17 protein-coding genes are annotated in these 17,150 nt (G+C 67.4%); 8 read left to right on the forward strand and 9 right to left on the reverse strand.

Going from position 1 to position 17,150, the window contains the following annotated elements:
- Window positions 1-16: 16 nt before the first annotated feature.
- The 8 genes from dctP to HNP55_RS15935 all read right to left on the reverse strand — a co-directional run bounded on the left by dctP (window position 17) and on the right by HNP55_RS15935 (window position 7,561).
- The gene (dctP, locus tag HNP55_RS15900; RefSeq protein ID WP_246448449.1) at window positions 17-1,048 is read right to left on the reverse strand and encodes a TRAP transporter substrate-binding protein DctP; all 1,032 of its coding nucleotides are present in this window, start codon (window positions 1,046-1,048) and stop codon (window positions 17-19) included.
- Between the two features lie 4 nt (window positions 1,049-1,052).
- Window positions 1,053-1,916, reverse strand: coding sequence for a TRAP transporter TatT component family protein (locus tag HNP55_RS15905; RefSeq protein WP_184301381.1), 864 nt, complete (start codon window positions 1,914-1,916; stop codon window positions 1,053-1,055).
- 175 nt (window positions 1,917-2,091) lie between these two features.
- Window positions 2,092-3,024: a CysB family HTH-type transcriptional regulator gene (locus HNP55_RS15910; protein WP_184301384.1), complete on the reverse strand. Its 933-nt coding sequence runs from the start codon at window positions 3,022-3,024 to the stop codon at window positions 2,092-2,094.
- Entirely contained in the window at window positions 3,021-4,073 is a 1,053-nt protein-coding gene (locus HNP55_RS15915; protein ID WP_184301387.1) for a sulfate/molybdate ABC transporter ATP-binding protein, read from the reverse strand. Before HNP55_RS15915 ends, HNP55_RS15910 begins: the two co-directional genes overlap by 4 nt.
- Before the next feature lie 107 nt (window positions 4,074-4,180).
- Window positions 4,181-5,074 carry a sulfate ABC transporter permease subunit CysW gene (cysW, locus tag HNP55_RS15920; RefSeq protein WP_184301389.1) on the reverse strand — a complete coding sequence of 298 codons (894 nt, stop codon included), beginning with the start codon at window positions 5,072-5,074 and terminating at the stop codon, window positions 4,181-4,183.
- Window positions 5,074-5,949, reverse strand: a complete 876-nt coding sequence (gene cysT, locus HNP55_RS15925) for a sulfate ABC transporter permease subunit CysT (protein WP_221439628.1) — start codon at window positions 5,947-5,949, stop codon at window positions 5,074-5,076. The genes cysW and cysT overlap by 1 nt, the downstream gene beginning before the upstream one ends.
- A 34-nt stretch (window positions 5,950-5,983) precedes the next feature.
- Window positions 5,984-7,030 (reverse strand): sulfate ABC transporter substrate-binding protein, encoded by a 1,047-nt coding sequence (locus HNP55_RS15930; RefSeq protein ID WP_184301394.1) that lies wholly within the window; start codon window positions 7,028-7,030, stop codon window positions 5,984-5,986.
- A gap of 219 nt (window positions 7,031-7,249) precedes the next feature.
- Window positions 7,250-7,561 (reverse strand): ribosomal protein L7/L12, encoded by a 312-nt coding sequence (locus tag HNP55_RS15935; protein ID WP_184301397.1) that lies wholly within the window; start codon window positions 7,559-7,561, stop codon window positions 7,250-7,252.
- Between the two features lie 208 nt (window positions 7,562-7,769).
- Between HNP55_RS15935 and HNP55_RS15940 the strand changes: the two genes are divergently transcribed.
- The 5 genes from HNP55_RS15940 to HNP55_RS15960 all read left to right on the forward strand — a co-directional run bounded on the left by HNP55_RS15940 (window position 7,770) and on the right by HNP55_RS15960 (window position 12,040).
- Entirely contained in the window at window positions 7,770-8,114 is a 345-nt protein-coding gene (locus tag HNP55_RS15940; protein WP_184301400.1) for a hypothetical protein, read from the forward strand.
- Window positions 8,115-8,264: 150 nt separating this feature from the next.
- A complete protein-coding gene (locus HNP55_RS15945) occupies window positions 8,265-8,924 on the forward strand; it encodes a response regulator transcription factor (protein WP_184301403.1) in 660 nt (219 codons plus the stop codon).
- A 14-nt stretch (window positions 8,925-8,938) separates the two neighbouring features.
- Complete coding sequence (locus tag HNP55_RS15950) at window positions 8,939-10,273, forward strand: sensor histidine kinase (RefSeq protein WP_184301406.1); 1,335 nt, start codon at window positions 8,939-8,941, stop codon at window positions 10,271-10,273.
- 61 nt (window positions 10,274-10,334) lie between these two features.
- Window positions 10,335-11,501: a serine hydrolase domain-containing protein gene (locus HNP55_RS15955; protein ID WP_184301409.1), complete on the forward strand. Its 1,167-nt coding sequence runs from the start codon at window positions 10,335-10,337 to the stop codon at window positions 11,499-11,501.
- 59 nt (window positions 11,502-11,560) lie between these two features.
- A complete protein-coding gene (locus tag HNP55_RS15960) occupies window positions 11,561-12,040 on the forward strand; it encodes a hypothetical protein (RefSeq protein WP_221439629.1) in 480 nt (159 codons plus the stop codon).
- On the opposite strand, the gene HNP55_RS15965 is transcribed toward HNP55_RS15960, so the two are convergent.
- Window positions 11,984-14,431, reverse strand: a complete 2,448-nt coding sequence (locus HNP55_RS15965) for a TonB-dependent receptor plug domain-containing protein (RefSeq protein ID WP_184301412.1) — start codon at window positions 14,429-14,431, stop codon at window positions 11,984-11,986. The genes HNP55_RS15960 and HNP55_RS15965 overlap by 57 nt on opposite strands.
- 143 nt (window positions 14,432-14,574) lie before the next feature.
- Here HNP55_RS15965 and HNP55_RS15970 point away from each other — a divergent pair, with 143 nt between their 5' ends.
- The 3 genes from HNP55_RS15970 to HNP55_RS15980 are packed head-to-tail and all read left to right on the forward strand — an operon-like array spanning window position 14,575 to window position 17,144.
- The gene (locus HNP55_RS15970; protein WP_184301414.1) at window positions 14,575-15,960 is read left to right on the forward strand and encodes an APC family permease; all 1,386 of its coding nucleotides are present in this window, start codon (window positions 14,575-14,577) and stop codon (window positions 15,958-15,960) included.
- Window positions 15,957-16,580, forward strand: a complete 624-nt coding sequence (locus HNP55_RS15975) for an EcsC family protein (protein WP_184301417.1) — start codon at window positions 15,957-15,959, stop codon at window positions 16,578-16,580. Before HNP55_RS15970 ends, HNP55_RS15975 begins: the two co-directional genes overlap by 4 nt.
- Window positions 16,581-16,640: 60 nt before the next feature.
- Window positions 16,641-17,144 carry a hypothetical protein gene (locus HNP55_RS15980; protein WP_184301420.1) on the forward strand — a complete coding sequence of 168 codons (504 nt, stop codon included), beginning with the start codon at window positions 16,641-16,643 and terminating at the stop codon, window positions 17,142-17,144.
- The last annotated feature ends 6 nt before the right edge of the window (window positions 17,145-17,150 follow it).

A 17,150-nucleotide genomic window follows, 5' to 3' on the forward strand; every position in this document is an offset into this window, starting at 1 on the left:
TTGCTTGCCTGACTGCTTACTTTTTGCTTGCGCGGTAAGCCTTCACATGCGCAAAGACCTCGTCAAAGGTCTCGGCCGGCACCATCACGCCGCGGATGCGGGGGTAGAGCTTGTCGGCCAGCTCGGTCCATTCCTTCAGCTCGGCGGGCGAGGGCTTGTTGATGACGAGGCCGCGTTTTTTCATCGCCTCCACCGCATCAATCACCTCCTGCCTGGCCTTGGCGCGGATCTGCACCCCCGCCTTGTCGCTGGCCGCGCGCAGCTGCTCCTGCACGGCGGGCGCCATCTCATCCCAGCTCTTTTTGGTGATCACCAGGGCGCCGACGATGGGGGCCCAGTTGATCTCCAGCATGTTTGGCGCCGTCATATAGACCTGGCTGGCCAGGGCGAAGTAGGGCGTGGCGGGCACGACATTGATCATGCCGGTCTGGATGCTGGGCAGGATGTCGGCCGTCTCCAGCGGGATGGGCGTGTAGCCCAGGCTTTTCATGATGTCTTGCTGCTCGGACTCCGCACCCCAGGCGAAGAACTTCATCTTTTTGTAGTCCTCCGGCCGGGTGGCCGGGCTCTTGGAGAAGAAGCGTACCCAGCCCGCATCGCCCCAGGCCAGCACGACAAAGCCCTTGTCCTGGAACTTCTTCTCCATCGCCGGGCGCATTTTCTCGCGCACATAGTCCAGTTCCTCCCAGCTGCGGAACAGCAGGGGCAGGTTCTGCAGGGCCGCCACCGTGGGCTCGATCTCGCGCAGGCCCACGACGGACAGCAACGCCCCCTGCAACTGGCCGATGCGCATGCGCCGCGCCATCTCGGCCTCGCCGCCTTGGCTGCCGTCGGGGTAGATCAGGTATTTGGGCTTGGCCCCGCCCTGGGCCTGCTGGGCCTGGGCCCAGGCCTCGCCGATCTCCATCAGCTGGCGGTGGTAGAGCGAGTTCTTGGGCACCAGGCTGGCGATGCGCAGGGGCTTGGGCGCCTGGGCCTGAGCGGCCAAGCTGGTGCACAGGGCAAGGAACAAGGCTGCGGCGGTTCTACGCATGGGGCTGGCTTTCATGGGCTCAGAACAAATCGTCGGCCTGGCCCAGCAGCCAGAGCGCGCGCTCCCGCATCAGCTCGTTGGCCAGACTGGGGTGGGCTTGGGCCGCGCTCACGGCGGCTTGCAGCAGGGCGATGAAGGCGGCCTTGTCCTGCGCCGGCAGGGCGATGCCCTCGGCTTGAGCGAGCAAGGGGCCGGCTTGCCGGCCTTGGCCCAGGCTGATGGCCTGGTCGAAGAAAGGTCTGGCCTGCACGCTGCTGCCGCCCGGGCGGGCCAGCTCGAACGTGCCCATCAGGCTGGCCAGATCACCCGCGCCAAACTCGGGCCGCAAGGCGTAGGCCTGGCTGGCCCAGGCCATGGCGCTGGGCAGATCGGCCACCGCCTCGGGCGAGTCTTTGGACAGCGAGATATGGCCGCCCCAGGCCGCCGCGGCCCAGTAGGCCAGGCCGACTTGCTCGGGCCGCAGGCCCTGGGGCCGGGCGGGCAGGGCGCGCAAGGCGTGGTCGCGGGCGCGCAGATACATGCGGGCCGCCCGCTCGCGCAGGGCTTGCGCGGCACGGGCATCGCGCGACTCGATCTTGTCGGCCTCGAAAGCCAGAAAGGCGTAGGCGTACTGGGTGAAGCCCGCCGCCACGCTTTCCGCCAGCCTGGCGTTGCCGGGGTCCTGGCGCAACAGCGACTCGGACAGCTTCAGGTAGAAGGCGCTGGCGTCCTTGGCCAGGCCCAGATCGGTCTCGGCCTTAGCGGCCTGCTCTTGGCTGGCCAGCTCGTCCGCCATCCCGCGCAGCAAGAGCAGGCGGGGCGAGCAGGCGCTCAGAAGCAGCAGCAGGGCGCAGACGCTGGAGCAGCGAAGGAAGAGAAAAAAAGCGGGCGCTCGTCGGGGCATGTGACGAATCTAGCCAGCTTCCGTGACGAGGCCATGTCAAGCCGGTCACCGGGTATCGGTTTAGAGCGGCTAACAAAACTCAGCGCAGCGGTCCTGGCTAGGCGCGCCGTCGAAGACAGTACACCCGGTACGGCGAGACGGCGTAACAACGCCAGGAGAGTTTTGTTAGCCGCTCTTACTCCAGCGCCATCGCCGCCCGCACCGTTTCCTCATCCAGCCCGGTCGCGCATTCCTGCAGGAAGCGGTAGGCATAACCGCGCAGATAGTGGCCACGCTTGAGCGCGATGTGGGTGGTGTTGGCCTTGAAGAGATGGGCGGCGTTCAGCAGCTGCAGGCCTTGTTCGCCCCCGTCGCGATTGGGCTCAAAAGCCATGCTGGCCACAATGCCCACGCCCAGGCCGACCTGCACATAGGTCTTGATCACATCGGCATCCAGGGCCGACATGACGATGTCGGGCGCCAGGCCGGCCGCCGCAAAGGTGGCGTCGATGCGGGCCCGGCCCGTGTAACCTTGGTGATAGGTGATCAGCGGATGCTCGGCCAGGGCTTCCAGGCTCAGCAGCGGCAACTGGCTCAGCGCATGGCCTTGTGGCACGACCACGGCGTGATGCCATTCGTAGAAGGGGAAGGTCACAAAGGCCGGGTCGCGATCCAGCGCCTCGGTGGCGATGCCGATATCGGCCTCGCCGGACTGCAAGAGGGTGACGATCTCCGCCGGGTTGGCCTGATGCAGCACCAGATGCACGCGCGGGAAGGCGGCCTTGAAGCGGGCCACGATCTGCGGCAGGGCGTAGCGGGCCTGGGTGTGGGTGGTGGCGATGGTCAGCTGGCCTTGCTCGGCATCGGCGAACTGATCGGCCAGGCGCTTGATATTGCGCGCGTCCAGCAGCATGCGCTCGACGATCACCGCCAGCTCCTTGCCCGGCGCCGTCAGGCCTAACAGCCGTTTGCCACGGCGCACGAACAGCTCCACGCCCAGCTCATCTTCCAGGTCCTTGATGTGCTTGCTGACGCCCGACTGCGAGGTGAACAGCGCCGCCGCCACCTCGGTCAGATTGAAGTTCTGCTGGACCGCTTCGCGGATGATGCGCAGTTGCTGGAAGTTCATGCAGCCTCGAACAGGCTCAGGCGCGAGGCATTCAGGCGCACCTTCTGCCCGCCTTGCAGGTTCAGGGCCAAGGCTTGTTCGCGGCTCAGCTCGGCTTCCAGATGCTGGCCATTGGGGCCCAGCAGCTCGACCCTGGCGGCGGCGCCGAAGCTCAGCACGCGGTCCACCGTGGCGGGCAGGCCTGCCGCATTGGCGTCGGTCAGGATCTTGAGCTCGTGCGGGCGGGCATAGGCTTGCACATGGCCGGTCTGGATCAGGCTGTCGCCATGGCTCAGCTGATGCTCGCCGATATGCACGGCGCCACCGGCGGCCTGGCCCTCGAAGCGGTTGACCGCGCCGAGGAAGCCGTAGACAAAAGGCGTGGCCGGGCGCTCGTAGACCTCTTGCGGCGTGCCCACCTGCTCGACGCGGCCGTGGTCCATCAGCACCACGCGGTCGGCCACTTCCAGCGCTTCTTCCTGGTCGTGGGTGACGAAGACGCTGGTGATGTGCAAATCGTCGTGCAGGCGGCGCAGCCAGCGGCGCAGCTCCTTGCGCACCTTGGCGTCCAGGGCGCCGAAGGGCTCGTCCAGCAGCAGCACGCGCGGCTCCACGGCCAGGGCGCGGGCCAGGGCGATGCGCTGGCGCTGGCCGCCGCTGAGCTGGGGCGGGAAGCGGTCCGAGAGCCAGTCCAGCTGCACCAGATTCAGCAGCTCATGCACCTTCTTCTTGATGACGGCCTCGCTGGGCCGCTCCTTGCGCGGCTTGACGCGCAGACCGAAGGCCACGTTGTCGAACACCGTCATATGGCGGAACAGAGCGTAGTGCTGGAACACAAAGCCGACCTGGCGCTCGCGCACATGGGTGTCGGAGGCGTCCTCGCCATCGAGCAAGACCTGACCCCGGTCGGCCGTCTCCAGGCCGGCGATGATGCGCAATAGCGTGGTCTTGCCGCAGCCCGAGGGGCCCAGCAAGGCCACCAGCTCGCCGGTGGGGAAGTCCAGGCTGACGTCGCCCAGAGCGGTGAAGGCACCAAAGCTCTTGTTGATATGTCTAACTTGAATGCTCATGAGAACCAAAACTCCGAAATACGACCACAGAGACACAGAGACACAGAGAAATGCAAAGCAAAAGCTGTTTCAGCTCTGTGACTCTGTGTCTCTGTGGTTGATTTTTTTTAGCGATTGACCATCACAGCCGTATGGGCACGCCACTCGACGAATTGCTTCAGAACCAGGGTCACCAGGGCCAGCAAGGCCAGGATGGAGGCGACGGCAAAGGCCGCGGCGAACTGGTATTCGTTGTACAAAATTTCCACATGCAGGGGCAGGGTGTTGGTCAGGCCGCGGATATGGCCGGACACCACCGACACCGCACCGAACTCACCCATGGCGCGGGCGTTACACAGGATCACGCCGTAGAGCAGGCCCCACTTCACATTCGGCAGCGTGACCAGCCAGAAGGTCTTCCAGCCCGAGGCGCCCAGCACGGTGGCGGCTTCTTCCTCGTCGCGGCCTTGTGCCTGCATCAGCGGGATCAGCTCGCGCGCCACAAAGGGGAAGGTGACGAAGATGGTGGCCAGCACAATGCCCGGCACGGCGAAGATGATCTTCACATCGTGTTCCGCCAGCCAGGGGCCGAACCAGCCCTGCGCGCCGAACAGCAGCACATAGATCAGGCCGGCCACGACGGGCGAGACCGAGAAGGGCAGGTCGATCAGCGTGATCAGCAACTGCTTGCCGCGGAAATCATGCTTGGCGATGGCCCAGGCCGCGCTGACGCCAAACACCAGATTCAGCGGCACCGAGATCAGCGCGGCGATCAGGGTCAGCTTGATGGCGGAGACCGCATCGGCTTCGATGATGGAGGCCAGGTAGACATCCAAGCCCTTGCGCAAGGCCTCGGTGAACACCGCCACCAGGGGTAGCACCAGGAAGAGGGCGAAGAAGCCCAGGCCCAGGCCCAGCAAGGTGTAGCGAACCCAGGGCGCCTCGCGGGTGGCGGGGTTGCTCTGGTAGCGGCCCTGGGCGGCGCTCTGAGTGGCGCCCAGTGAGGAAATGACGGCGGCCATTATTTGCGACCTTCCTGGCCGTTACGTTTGGTGCTCCAGGCCTGCAGGCCATTGATGGCCAGCAGCAGCACAAAGGAGAAGATCAGCATCACGGTGGCGATGGCCGTGGCGCCCACATAGTCGTACTGCTCCAGCTTGGAGATGATCATCAGCGGCGTGATCTCGCTGACCATGGGCAGATTGCCGGCGATGAAGATCACCGAACCGTACTCACCCACGGCGCGGGCAAAGGCCAGCGCAAAGCCGGTCAGCAAGGCCGGGGTCAACGTGGGCAGCACCACCAGGCGGAAGGTCTGCCAGCGATGCGCACCCAGCGAGGCGGCGGCTTCTTCCAGCTCGGTCTCCATATCTTCCAGCACCGGCTGCACCGTGCGCACGATGAAGGGCAGGCCGATGAAGATCAGCGCCACCAGCACGCCCAGAGGCTTGAAGGCCACCTGGATTCCCCAGGGCGCCAGCAGCTGGCCTAACCAGCCATTCGGTGCGTAAAGCGCCGTCAGGGCGATGCCGGCCACGGCCGTGGGCAGGGCAAAGGGCAGGTCGATCAGCGCATCGACGATCTTCTTGCCCGGGAACTCGTAGCGCACCAGCGACCAGGCCAGGATCAGGCCGAAGACCAGATTGATGGAGGCCGCCAGCAGCGAAGCGCCAAAGCTCAGTTTGTAGGAGGCCAGCACCCGCGGCGCGGTGGCCGCGGCCCAGAAGGCCTCGAAGCCATGGCCGGCCGATTTGATGAACACCGCCGAGAGCGGGATCAGGATGATCAGCGAGAGATAAAAGAGCGTGAAGCCCATGGTGGGCGCGAAGCCGGGCAGCACGCGGCGCGGCTTGCGCTTCTTGGCCTGGGCCGGCGCCTCGGCGGGCGCTTGATTCATAACAGCGGTGTTCATCGGGTCCGGAGATCAGGCTTCAGCGTTTTTGGGCGGCGACGATCTGGTCGTAAGTGCCGCCGTCGGCAAAGTGGGTCTTGCTGACCTTGGGCCAGCCGCCCAGGGTCTGCTCCACCGAGAACAGCTTGATATTGCTGAAGCGCTTGGCATTGGCCTTGAAGATGGCCGCGTCACGCGGGCGGAAGTTGTGGCGGGCGATGATTTCCTGCGCGGCCGGGGTGAACAAAAAGTCCAGATAAGCCTTGGCCAGCTCGCTCGTGCCCTTCTTGGCCGCGACCTTGTCCACGATCGCCACCGGCGCCTCGGCCTCGATGGAGACGCTGGGGCTGACCACCTCGAACTGGCCCTTGCCGAATTCGTTCTCGATCAGCTCGGCCTCGGATTCAAAAGTCAGCAGCACGTCACCAATGCCGCGCTGCGTGAAGGTGGTGGTGGCGCCGCGGCCGCCGCCGTCCAGCACCGGCACATTGGCGAAGATCTTGGACACCAGCTCCTTGGCCTGGGCCTCGCTGCCGCCCTTGGCGATCACGCTGCCCCAGGCGGCCAGATAGCTGTAGCGCCCATTGCCCGTGACCTTGGGGTTAGGGATGATGACTTGCACGCCGGCCCGGCTCAGATCGGCCCAGTCCTTGATGCCCTTGGGATTGCCCTTGCGCACCAGGAACAGGATGGTCGAGCTATAGGGCGCGGCATTGCTGGGGAAGCGCTTGCGCCAGTCGGCCGGGGTCAGGCCCTTCTCGGCCAGCACGTCCACATCGGTGGCCTGGTTCATGGTCACCACATCGGCCTCCAGGCCGCCGATCACCGAGCCGATCTGCTTGCTGGAGCCGCCATGCGACTGGTTCAGTGTGACGCTCTTGCCGGTCTTGGCCTTCCAGGCGGCGGCGAAGGCGGGGTTGATCTCCTTGTACAGCTCGCGGCTGACGTCGTAGGACACATTCAGCAGCGTCTGCTCGCCGGCCTGTGCACGAGCCAGGCCGGCGCTGGCCAGCAGGGTGGCCGACAGCAAAGCCAGCGTCAAAACGCTGCGACGCGAGGACGGGTTGGAGCGGGTGTCTGTGGACATGGTGGCAAGCGCGAGAAGCGAGGCTGTGGATCAAGGCTTCGCAGGATGCCTGCAAGTTCTTATTCAAGGAACAACTGTTTTGATATTTGCTTATCCGAATAAAGCAAATAGAAAAAAGAGCAAAGCCAGGGCTTGATGGCGACTTCCGCCCTGCAGCACAAGGTGTTGCCTGTCACATTGCTTGGGCCTTAGGCACCCGAATGAGTGCTCTTCGAGTGATCAGCGCTTGGGATCCGAGCTGCTTGCCGCGCCCTGGCGCAGGCCGTCGACTACCTCTTTGGCCTCTTTGAGGCCCAGGCCGGTCTGCTCGCGGTAGGCCTTGATGGTCTCGATCTGGGTCTTGGGGTCGCGGGCCAGGGCCTTGACCTGCTCGGAGGGCTCTTCAAAGCGGCCCTCGGCCGCCACCTTGAAATGCCGTAGCAAGGCGTCGAGCTGGGTTTCCAGCCGCCCTATGCGGCTGTGCAGGCGGCTCAGCTGGAAGATGCAAAAAATCAGCAACAGGGCCAGCAGCCAGGGTTCGATGCTCTTCATGGGTGTGTCCTCGCCGCTTGGGTTGGCCTTTTTACCTGCCTATTCCCACTGTCCGCAAGGCCTTCAGCTCGGTGCTGAGCCAAATAGCGCTTTCCTGCGGCAGCGCCCGACTCCAGCAGCTTGACCAGATGCGGCCTTGACACATTGAACAGATCGGTGGCTTCCTGCGTGCTCACCACCCGCGTCGCCCCGATTGATCGAGGTTCAGATGCGTATCAGCAAAAAGGGAGTGTTGAAGATCATGGCAAGTCTATTGGGCCTTGGGGCCGTGGGGGGAGCGTTGTGGTGGTCGCTGTTCGGGCTCAAGCCCTACGACATCAGGCCGGAGCAGATGCGCGCCCGCTACACCCATGGCGCGATCACGCCGCCGCAGGCGGAGCTGACGCCGCTGAAGGAGCAGGGCGCCACGGTGCATGGCGTCGACCTGCAACTGAGCAGCTTCGATGGCAGCCCGCTGTCCGGTCGGCTGATCTACCCCGGCGACCCGGCCAAGGCCGACAAGCGTCATCTCCGCTTCCCAAAGGGGCCACTTGCTGCCGGCTGCATATCCTGAATCCCTGGGGGAGTGGTTCTAGGCATGGTTCAGGCCTCAGCAAAAACGTTCGATCTGCGCATGTGCGGAAGCCGGGGTTGCGTACTTCGGCGAAACTGACCGCCTTCTCCGACTGCCCAACCACCCGCCAGCGATCCATCGCCACCGCGCATGCATATCCTTCTGATCGAAGACGACCTGTCCCTGGGTTCGGCCCTGCTGGGCGCCCTGCAGCTGGACGCCTTCAGCGTGCAGTGGCTGCGGCGTGCCGGCGATGCCCCGCGCTGCCTGGACGACGCGAGCTGCAGCGCCGTGATCCTGGACCTTGGCCTGCCCGACGGCAGCGGGCTGGACCTGCTGCGGCGCTGGCGCGCCCGGGATGTGCGGACGCCGATCCTACTGATCACCGTCCAGGGCAGCCTGGATGCCCGCCTGACCGGGCTGGACGCCGGCGCGGATGACTACCTGGTCAAGCCCTTTGAAACACCCGAGCTGCTCGCCCGCCTGCGCGCGGTGCTGCGGCGGCAGGCGGCCCAGGCCGGCGACACGTGGCGCTTCGGCGCGCTGAGCCTGCTGCCGCGGCAGTCACTGGCCCAGCTGGAGGGCCGCACGCTCGATCTCACGCCGCGCGAGTTCCAGCTCCTGCTGGCGCTGGCCGAAGGCCGCGGCGAGGTGGTCGGCAAGCGCACGCTGGCTCAGCGGCTGGAGCCGCTGGGTGAGGCGCTGGACACCACCGCGCTGCAGGTGCATCTGAGCAATCTGCGGCGCAAGATCGGCGCGCAGCGCATCGGCACGCTGCGCGGCGTCGGCTACTGGCTGGAGTCACTGTGAGGCGCAGCCTGTCAATGCGTCTGGTCGGCACCCTGCTGCTGGCCTTCGCCCTGGTCTCGCTGCTGATCTTGTTCCAGAACTTCTGGAGCCTGCGCCAGCAGCAGACCGGGCAATCGCAGGCGGCGCAGCTGGGCGGCCTGCTCGCCCCGACCCTGGCCGGGCTCGACGATGAGGACTCGGCACGCCGGGCGCTGCAGGGCTTCATGGGCGAGTACGCCAAGCTGCGTCGCGACGCGGAAGCCGCAGTGGGCCCGGTGACGGTACTGCTATTGCGCGCCGACGGCCAGCCGCTGTTTCGCAGCGGCCCGCAGCAGGCCGATGCCGCCTGGCCCGCCGGGCTGAGCCGACAGGTGCAGGACGGGCGCGCGCTGATGGTCTATATCGCCACCGGCTCGCGCTGGACCCTGCAGGTCCTGGAGCCGCTGGCCGGTGATGCGCAGCTGGCGCGCTGGCTGGCGGTGCAGATCGGGCCCAGCCTGCTGATGGCCCTGCCCCTGCTGGCGCTGCCGATCTGGCTGGCCGTGCGCAGCGGCCTGCGCCCGCTGCGCGACTTCACCTCACGCGTCGGCGCGCTGGACACGCGGCGCGACCTGCAGGCACTGGATCTCGACCTGCGCTATGCCGAGCTGCAGCCGCTGGCGCGGGTCCTGGACGAGCTGCTCGCCCGGCTGCGCGAGCGGCTGGCCCATGAGCGCGCCTTCGTCCACGATGCCGCCCATGAGCTACGCACGCCACTGGCCGCGCTGGGCGCGCAGGCCCATCTGCTGCTGCGCAGCCTCGACGAGCCCGGCCGCCGATCCGCCGCCCAGGCCTTGCAGCAGGACCTGCAGCGCACCGCCCATCTCTCACAGCAATTGCTGGACCTGGCCGCACTGGACCCGGCACATGGCGGCGCGAGCACCGAGGCCTTAGAGCTGAGCGAGCTGTGCGGCCTGGTGCTGCGGCAGGCCAACCCGCAGGCCAGGCAGCGCGGGGTCCAGCTGTCGCTGGAGGGGCTGGATCAGCTGCGCTGGCAGGGCGACCGCCGGGCGCTGTATTCCCTGCTGCAGAACCTGGTGGACAACGCGCTGCGCTACGGTGCCCGCGCGGTGGTGCTGCAACTGCACGACACCCCCACGGGCCCGCTGTTGGCTGTGCGCGACGACGGCCCCGGTATCGCCCCCGAACACCAGGCGCTGATGTTCGAGCGTTTCTGGCGCGGTCCGCAGCGCGATGAGCCCGGCACCGGCCTCGGCCTGGCCATTGTCCGGCAGGCGGCCGAGCGCCTGGACGCCGGGGTGCGCTGCGGCCCCGGCCTCGAGGGGCGCGGTATCGGCTTCGAGCTGAGCTTGCCCCGGCCTCGGCTTTAGCGATTCTTTAGGGTCGGACCTCAAGAATGCGCGGCATCACAACCACGACCTGTCGCCGCATATGCACTTCGTCACCCCGGGCCGCCGCGCCCTGCTCCGCCTTTCCCCGCTGATCCTGTCGTTGACCCTGCTGGGCGGCTGTGGCGGTGGCGAGGACTTTGAGGAGATCCGCCATCCTGAGCTGCGCCAGGAGCGCCAGCGCTTGGGCGAGACGGCGCGCGCCAGCCAGGCTGGCGGCCTGGTGGGCGTGCTCTACGGCAGCCAGCATGAGGCCCTGCAGAACGTCTACCTCGGCAAGGCCGGGCTGGACCGCCAGGGCGGAGCTGCACTGCAAGAGGATGCCGTCTTCCAGATCGGCTCGCTGGCCAAGTCCATGACGGCGGCGCTGGCGGCCGAACAGGTGCGGCAGGGCAAGCTGCGCTGGGACAGCCGCCCGGCGGACTGCTTGCCCGAGCTGGCGGGCCGGCAGCGCCCCGCCTATGCCGGCCTCACCCTGGCCCATCTGCTGGACCATCGCGGCGGCCTGCCCGCGCTGCAGGATCCGGCCGAGCTGGAGCAGCTGGCCGTCTTCCTGGCCGCACAGCCCGAGCCGCTGCCCGACACCGACCGCGGCCGCCGCCGTCTGATGAGCCGCTGGCTGCTGGAGACCGAGCCGGCCAGTCCGCCGGGCCAGCAGGTCAGCTACTCCAACGCGGGCTATGTCATCGCGGGGGCTATGCTGGAGGCGGCGACGGGGCAGGACTTCGATGTGCTGCTGCGCCACTGGGCACAGGGCCTGGGCCTCGAACTTCGGCAGGCCTCGGCGGTTCAGGGGCATCAGGGCGCGAGTCCGGCCGCGCTGGCGCCCTACCAGCCCCTGCCTCCGCCCTGGCATGCCTGGGTCGACGGCGCGATGAAGCCGGCCGGCAATGTCTGGCTTGGCGCGGGCGACTATGGCCGATGGTTGGCGGAGCACCAGCGGGCGCTGCAGGGCAAGCGCCATGGCCTGGCCCCGGACTATGTGCAGCGGCTGCGCGAGCTGCCCGAGGGCGGCTATGCGCTGGGCTGGACGGCCGGCCAGGTGCAGGGCCGGCGCGCCCTGGTCCACACCGGCGCCTATGCCGGCTTCATGGGCATGGCCTGGCTGCAGCAGGATGGCAAGAAGAGCTTCTTCGCGCTCAGCAACACTGAGGGCGCTTGGGTGCTGGAGACGCTGGGCCAGGGCCTGATGCAACTGGCACTGCGCTGACCGTCGGTACGGGCCAGGCGGTCCTGGCTGTCATCGACCAAACAGCGGAGGCGCACGCGATGACGGTGCGAATCTGCAGCAGTTTCTTTCCTGCGCGCTTGGGCCTACCGGCTCTGGCGGCTTGGACCCTGGTGGCCTTCTTTTTGGAGGCCGTGGAGGCGGCCGCCCTGCAGGCCGGGCGTGGCATTGTGGCCGTCGCCAGCCTGGTGGCGCAGGACCGCCGGCGTCTGCTGGCGCATGCCAATTCAGGCCCGGCGAGCTACCGTCTTTTTGAGCTGCTGCCTACGACGCCGCGCTTCATCATCGAGATGGTGCGCCAGCGCCTGGACACCAGCTTCCCGACCGCCACTGCCGCCGTGAAGCTGCTGCAAGAGCTGGGCATCGTGAACGAGTTGACGGGGCAGAAAAAGAACCGCAGCTACAGCTACTCGCGCTATATCGAGCTGCTGGCGCAAGAGAGCAAGATTGGCGGCCCCCCAAGCTCAAAAGCTATACCGCGCCCTGGCGTAGTAAAACGCGCCGTTGAAACCCACCGGTGACAGCACGTCGTAGGGGAAGTTGCCGAAGTAACTGATGTCGTCCACGGAGCGGCTGGGGTAGCGGTCGGTGACGTTGACGCCGCCCAGGCTGAGGCTGAATTGGCGCGTCAGCTTCACCTCCGCCTCCAGGTCCAGCTGCCAGACGGCGGCATAGGTCTGGCTGGGGGTGTAGCCGCCGCCGAAGTCGAACACCCGGGTGGTCTGGCCGTGGCGGGTGGCGCGGGCCAGCAGCTTCCATTGGCTGTTGTGCCAGTTGGCGCCGATGACGTGGCGGTCGCGCGGCGCGGCGGCGGTCAGGGTATTGCTTTCCTCCAGGCCGACCAGGGGCTTGTCTATGCCCAGCGCTTTCAAGGCAGCGCCCGTGTTGCGGACATGGCTGAGCGTGGTCTTGTTATAGCTGGAGGCCAGGGTCCAGCGCAGCTCGCCGCCCAGGATGCCCTGCTGTGTCCACTGGCCGACCAGGTCGATGCCGCGGGTATGGGTGTCCACCGCATTGGTGAAGAAGTTGACGCCATTCACGCCGGCCACATTGAAGCGGGTCTGGACCAACTGGGTCAGTGCCTCGTTGGACAGGCGCTCCGACAGGGTGATGCGGTCCTTGACCCGCACATCAAAGGCGTCGATGGACAGCGAGGCGCTCTTGCTCGGTTGCCAGCTCAGGCCCAGGCTGGCGTTGCGGGCGTTCTCGGCCTTGAGCTGCTCGGCCCCCAGGGCCTGGGCGATGGCGCTGCCCACCGGCAGGGTGCGCACCTGACTCAGGCTGCCGCCCTCGCCACGGTCGGTGACGGTGAAGGAGAAGCCGGTCTGCGCCAGCGAGGGCGCGCGGAAATTGCTGGAGGCGGCGCCGCGCAAGGCCAGGCCCTGGGCCAGCACATAACGGCCGGAGAGCTTGGCGGTCAGAGCGCTGCCGAAGTCGGAATAACGGTCGGCACGCAGGGCCAGGTTGGCGAACAGGTCTTGGCTGAGATCGGCGCTCAGGTCGGCATAGGCACCGATCAGCTGACGCGACAGGTCGACGGCATCGCCCGCCTGCAAGCCCGGGCCGGCCTGGGCGCCGGGTGTGCCATCGAAGGGGCCGACGCTGTAGGAGGCCGCATCACCCGCCCGGGTGCGGAAGGACTCGCGCCGCGCCTCCAGGCCCAGCGCCAGCGTGGCGGGTTTGGCCAGGCCCAGGGCCAGCTCGCGCCTGAAGTCGGCGCTCAAGCCCAAATGCTGCGTACCGAAGTCGCCCAACTGGAATTGGCTGGGGCTGGCCGCGCCCAGCGAGACATTGAGCGAGTTGCGCAGGCCGTAGCTGAAGTCGTTGCGGCCCAGGTTGAAGGAGAGGTCGTAGTCCCAGGCCTTGTCCGCGCCCAGGCTGCCGCGCAGGCCGGCGGCGATTTGCAGATCGCGGCTCTTGCCCGTGGTCTCGGGGCGGTAGCCCTGGGGGTAGAGGGCTTTGACGTTGGCCGAGCTGTCGGGGTAGCGGAAGTAGGCGGCGCCCAGGCTCTCGCGCTGCTGCCAGGTGGCGAAGGCATAGGCTTGCGCGTCCGCGCCGAGGGCATAGGCGCTGTTCAGCCACAGGGCCAGCTGATCCGACTCGGGCTCGCCCGGCGCGTAATTGCGCTTGCCCTGGAAGGCCAGATTGGCCGGGCTCTGATCCTCCCAGGGCGGGAGCTGGTCGGCACCGGCGCGGTTGGTGTGATCGCGGTGTGCGGCTTCGGCACCCAAGCGCACAAAGCCGGCCTCGCCGAGTTTGAAGCCCAGCTTGCCGCGCAGTTCGCGGCTGGCGCCGTCCTGGATGGTTTCGTGGGTGGGCTCGAAGCGGGTGTGGAAGCCGCCCACCTGGCCCTGGATCTCGCCGCCGCTGCGCGCCTCGTCCAGGATGATGTTGATGACGCCGGCAATCGCGTCGCTGCCGTACTGGGCGCCGGCGCCGTCGCGCAAGACCTCGATGCGCTGGATGGCCGAGAAGGGGATGGCGTTGAAGTCCACCGGATTCGTGCCCTTGCCGGTCTTGGACTCCAGATTGACGATGGCGGAGTTGTGGCGGCGCTTGCCGTTCACCAGCACCAACACCTGGTCGGGCGAGAGCCCGCGCAGCTGGGCCGCGCGCACATGGTCGCCGCCGCCCGAATTGCTCTGGCGCGGGAAGTTGAAGGAGGGCAGCAGGGTCTGCAGGGCGGCGGCCAGATTGCCGTCACCGGCCACGGCGCGCTGCAAGTCCTCCTGGCTCAGCACATCGACGGGCACGGCCGAGTTCAGCAAGCTGCGGTCCTTGGCGCGGCTGCCCGTCACCAGCACCTGCTCCAGCTGCGCGGGAGGCGGGGTCTGTGCCTGCACCGTCAGCTGGCTCAGGGCCAGCAAGAGCAGGGCGGCTTGGGTGGTGGGCTTGAGCTTGAGCTTGGGCATGGCGGGGCAGGCTTTGATTTTTTGATGAGGGGCCGAGGCTAAAGCAAAGTCGGCGGCTCTCGCTAGAACTTTGCGCGATGCTCATGCCCATCAACTGCTTTAGCATGGCGCGCCCTTCGCTGCTTCATCCCTGTTGTCTGTCCATGTCCCAGCCCTCCCCGCAAGACCTGAGCCCCACGCCCATCGCTCTGCCGCAGCGCCAGCTGGATGTGCGGCATGCCGTGGCCCTGTGCGTGGGCATGGTGGTCGGCGCCGGCATCTTCAAGACCTCGCCCATGGTGGCGGGGGCGCTCAGCAGCTCTACCGAGCTCTACCTCGCCTGGGCCTTCGGCGGCCTGCTGTCCTTTGTCGGTGCCCTGTGTTTTGCCGAGATGGCCTCCAGCTTCCCCGACACCGGCGGCGACTATTTTTTCCTGCGCCGCGCCTACGGCCAGCGCCTGGGCTTTCTGTTCGCCTGGTCCCGTTTCGCGGTGATACACACCGGCTCCATGGCCTTGCTGGCCTTTGTGTTCGGCGACTATCTGGCCCAGGTGGTGGACCTGCGGTCCTATTTGGGCGAGTACGCCAGCGCCGTGCTGGGCGCCGGGCTGATCCTGCTGCTGACCGGCCTGAACCTGCTGGGCTTGCGCGTGGGCATGGGCACGCAAGTGGGCCTGACCAGCATCGTGCTGGGTGGGTTGATGCTTTTGGGCCTGGGCGCGGCGGTCCATGTGGGCGGCGGCCAGCCGCCGCAGACGGCCCTGGCCGTGGCGGATGCCGGCAGGCAGAGCTGGGGCCTGGCCCTGGTCTTCGTTTTTCTGGCCTATGGGGGCTGGAGCGATGCGGCCACCTTGTCGGCCGAGATGCGTGATCAGAAAAACGGCATCAAGCGCGCCCTGTGGTGGGGGCTGCTGCTGGTGTCCGGCCTCTACTTGCTGGCCAACTGGGCCTATCTGCAGGTCTTGGGCCTGGACGGCCTGGCCCGTGCCCAAGCCCCGGCGGCCGAGCTGATGCGGGCCGTGTTTGGCCGGCCGGGCGAGTTGCTGATGGTGGCCATCGTCAGCCTGACCGCGCTGTCGGTGATGAACGCCATCCTGATCGCCGGGCCGCGCACCACCTACGCCGCCAGCCGCGATGTGGCCGGCGCCTTGCGGCTGGCACGCTGGGACGCCAAGCGCGGCACGCCCACCGCCGCCGTGCTGGCCACCAGCGGCGTGGCCCTGGGCCTGGTCGTGTTTGGCGCGCTGACGCGCGGCGGCTTTGCCACCATGGTGGACTATCTCTCGCCGGTCTACTGGTTCTTTCTGACGCTCAGCGCCCTGGCCCTCATCGTGCTGCGCCGGCGCGAACCCGCCGTGCACCGCCCCTACAAAGTGCCCCTCTATCCCGTTCTGCCGCTGGCTTTTGCGGGTTGCTGCCTGTACCTGCTGTGGTCCAGCCTGGTCTATGTGCGGGCCGGGGCCATGGTGGGTGTGGCCGTGCTGGCCTTGGGGGCCTTGTTGCTGCTGCCCTTGCGTAAGCTGGCTTCGCCCCCAGATCAGGCCGCATGAGCAAGAGCAACAGCAATCTCCCCATGCTGCCCGAGCAGGCCGACGGCGGCTTCGCGGCCAAGGTCTCGGCCGCCTTGCTGGACCTGGTCTCGACCCGGCCCGACTCCACGCGCCAGCCCGCGCTCAAGCCCGGCGATCTCGCCCATGCCGCCGGCCAGGAGGCGGCCCGCAAGGCCGCGCTGGCGGCCGGCTCCCTGGCTCTGCCGCCGGGGCCGCTGGGCTGGCTGACCATCCTGCCGGAGCTGCTGACGGTCTGGCGCATCCAGCGCCAGGTGGTGGCGGACATCGCCGCGCTCTACGGCCGCACGGCCGATCTGGGCCGCGAGCAGATGCTGTACTGCCTGTTCCGCCACACGGCGGCGCAGGCGGTGCGCGATCTGGCCGTGCGGGTGGGCGAGCGCCTGGTGATCCAGCCGGTCTCGGCCAAGGTCTTGCAAATCATGGCCAACAAGATCGGCCTCAAGCTGAGCGAGAAGTTGCTGCAGAAAACCGTGGCCCGCTGGGTGCCGCTGGCCGGCGCGGCGGCGGTGAGCGCCTACGCTTTTTACGACACGCAAAAAGTGGCGCGCACGGCCATCGAGCTGTTTGAAGCCATGCCCCAAGCCCCGCATCAACCCTGAGCCCGGGGCCAAAGCTGACGCGTAAACTCGACAGCATCGTTGCCGAACGGGACCGCGCCCATGACCCTGCCTGCCATCCTGGACCTGGAAGCCTCGGGCTTCGGCCGTGGCAGCTATCCCATCGAAGTGGGTTTTGTGGACGCCGGTGGCGGCCTGTTCTGCTCCCTGATCCAGCCCGAGCCCGAGTGGCAGCATTGGGACGCCTCGGCCGAGGCCTTGCACGGCATCAGCCGTGCCACCTTGCTGCGCCACGGCAAGCCGCCCGCCTGGGTGGCGCAGCAAATCAATCAACGCCTGGGCGGACAGACCGTCGTCAGCGATGCCTGGGGCTATGACTACCCCTGGCTGGCGCGGCTCTTCGATGCGGCCGATCTGCTGCCGCAGTTCAAGCTGGTCGATCTGCGCAGCCTGCTCAGCGAGGACGAAGCCTTGCGCTGGCATGCGGTGCTGAGCCAGGTGCGGGCCGAGAGCCCGCACAGCCGCCACCGCGCCAGCAGCGATGCCCAGGATCTGCGCCAGGCCTTGCAGCGCCTGCGCCAGAACGTGCTGACGCAGCCGGATTGAACAGGT

Source organism: Roseateles oligotrophus, from assembly GCF_014204525.1.
Lineage (GTDB): Bacteria > Pseudomonadota > Gammaproteobacteria > Burkholderiales > Burkholderiaceae_C > Paucibacter_A > Paucibacter_A oligotrophus_A.

Excerpts from the sequence above, each read along its gene's own strand:
- dctP (WP_246448449.1), bottom strand. The coding sequence starts at position 1,048 with ATGAAAGCCAGCCCCATGCGTAGAACCGCCGCAGCCTTGTTCCTTGCC.
- HNP55_RS15970 (WP_184301414.1), top strand. The coding sequence starts at position 14,575 with ATGTCCCAGCCCTCCCCGCAAGACCTGAGCCCCACGCCCATCGCTCTG.
- HNP55_RS15945 (WP_184301403.1), top strand. The coding sequence starts at position 8,265 with ATGCATATCCTTCTGATCGAAGACGACCTGTCCCTGGGTTCGGCCCTG.
- HNP55_RS15940 (WP_184301400.1), top strand. The coding sequence starts at position 7,770 with ATGCGTATCAGCAAAAAGGGAGTGTTGAAGATCATGGCAAGTCTATTG.
- cysW (WP_184301389.1), bottom strand. The coding sequence starts at position 5,074 with ATGGCCGCCGTCATTTCCTCACTGGGCGCCACTCAGAGCGCCGCCCAG.
- HNP55_RS15935 (WP_184301397.1), bottom strand. The coding sequence starts at position 7,561 with ATGAAGAGCATCGAACCCTGGCTGCTGGCCCTGTTGCTGATTTTTTGC.
- HNP55_RS15930 (WP_184301394.1), bottom strand. The coding sequence starts at position 7,030 with ATGTCCACAGACACCCGCTCCAACCCGTCCTCGCGTCGCAGCGTTTTG.
- HNP55_RS15965 (WP_184301412.1), bottom strand. The coding sequence starts at position 14,431 with ATGCCCAAGCTCAAGCTCAAGCCCACCACCCAAGCCGCCCTGCTCTTG.
- HNP55_RS15905 (WP_184301381.1), bottom strand. The coding sequence starts at position 1,916 with ATGCCCCGACGAGCGCCCGCTTTTTTTCTCTTCCTTCGCTGCTCCAGC.
- HNP55_RS15960 (WP_221439629.1), top strand. The coding sequence starts at position 11,561 with ATGACGGTGCGAATCTGCAGCAGTTTCTTTCCTGCGCGCTTGGGCCTA.
- HNP55_RS15910 (WP_184301384.1), bottom strand. The coding sequence starts at position 3,024 with ATGAACTTCCAGCAACTGCGCATCATCCGCGAAGCGGTCCAGCAGAAC.
- HNP55_RS15950 (WP_184301406.1), top strand. The coding sequence starts at position 8,939 with ATGCGTCTGGTCGGCACCCTGCTGCTGGCCTTCGCCCTGGTCTCGCTG.
- cysT (WP_221439628.1), bottom strand. The coding sequence starts at position 5,949 with ATGAATCAAGCGCCCGCCGAGGCGCCGGCCCAGGCCAAGAAGCGCAAG.
- HNP55_RS15915 (WP_184301387.1), bottom strand. The coding sequence starts at position 4,073 with ATGAGCATTCAAGTTAGACATATCAACAAGAGCTTTGGTGCCTTCACC.
- HNP55_RS15955 (WP_184301409.1), top strand. The coding sequence starts at position 10,335 with ATGCACTTCGTCACCCCGGGCCGCCGCGCCCTGCTCCGCCTTTCCCCG.
- HNP55_RS15975 (WP_184301417.1), top strand. The coding sequence starts at position 15,957 with ATGAGCAAGAGCAACAGCAATCTCCCCATGCTGCCCGAGCAGGCCGAC.
- HNP55_RS15980 (WP_184301420.1), top strand. The coding sequence starts at position 16,641 with ATGACCCTGCCTGCCATCCTGGACCTGGAAGCCTCGGGCTTCGGCCGT.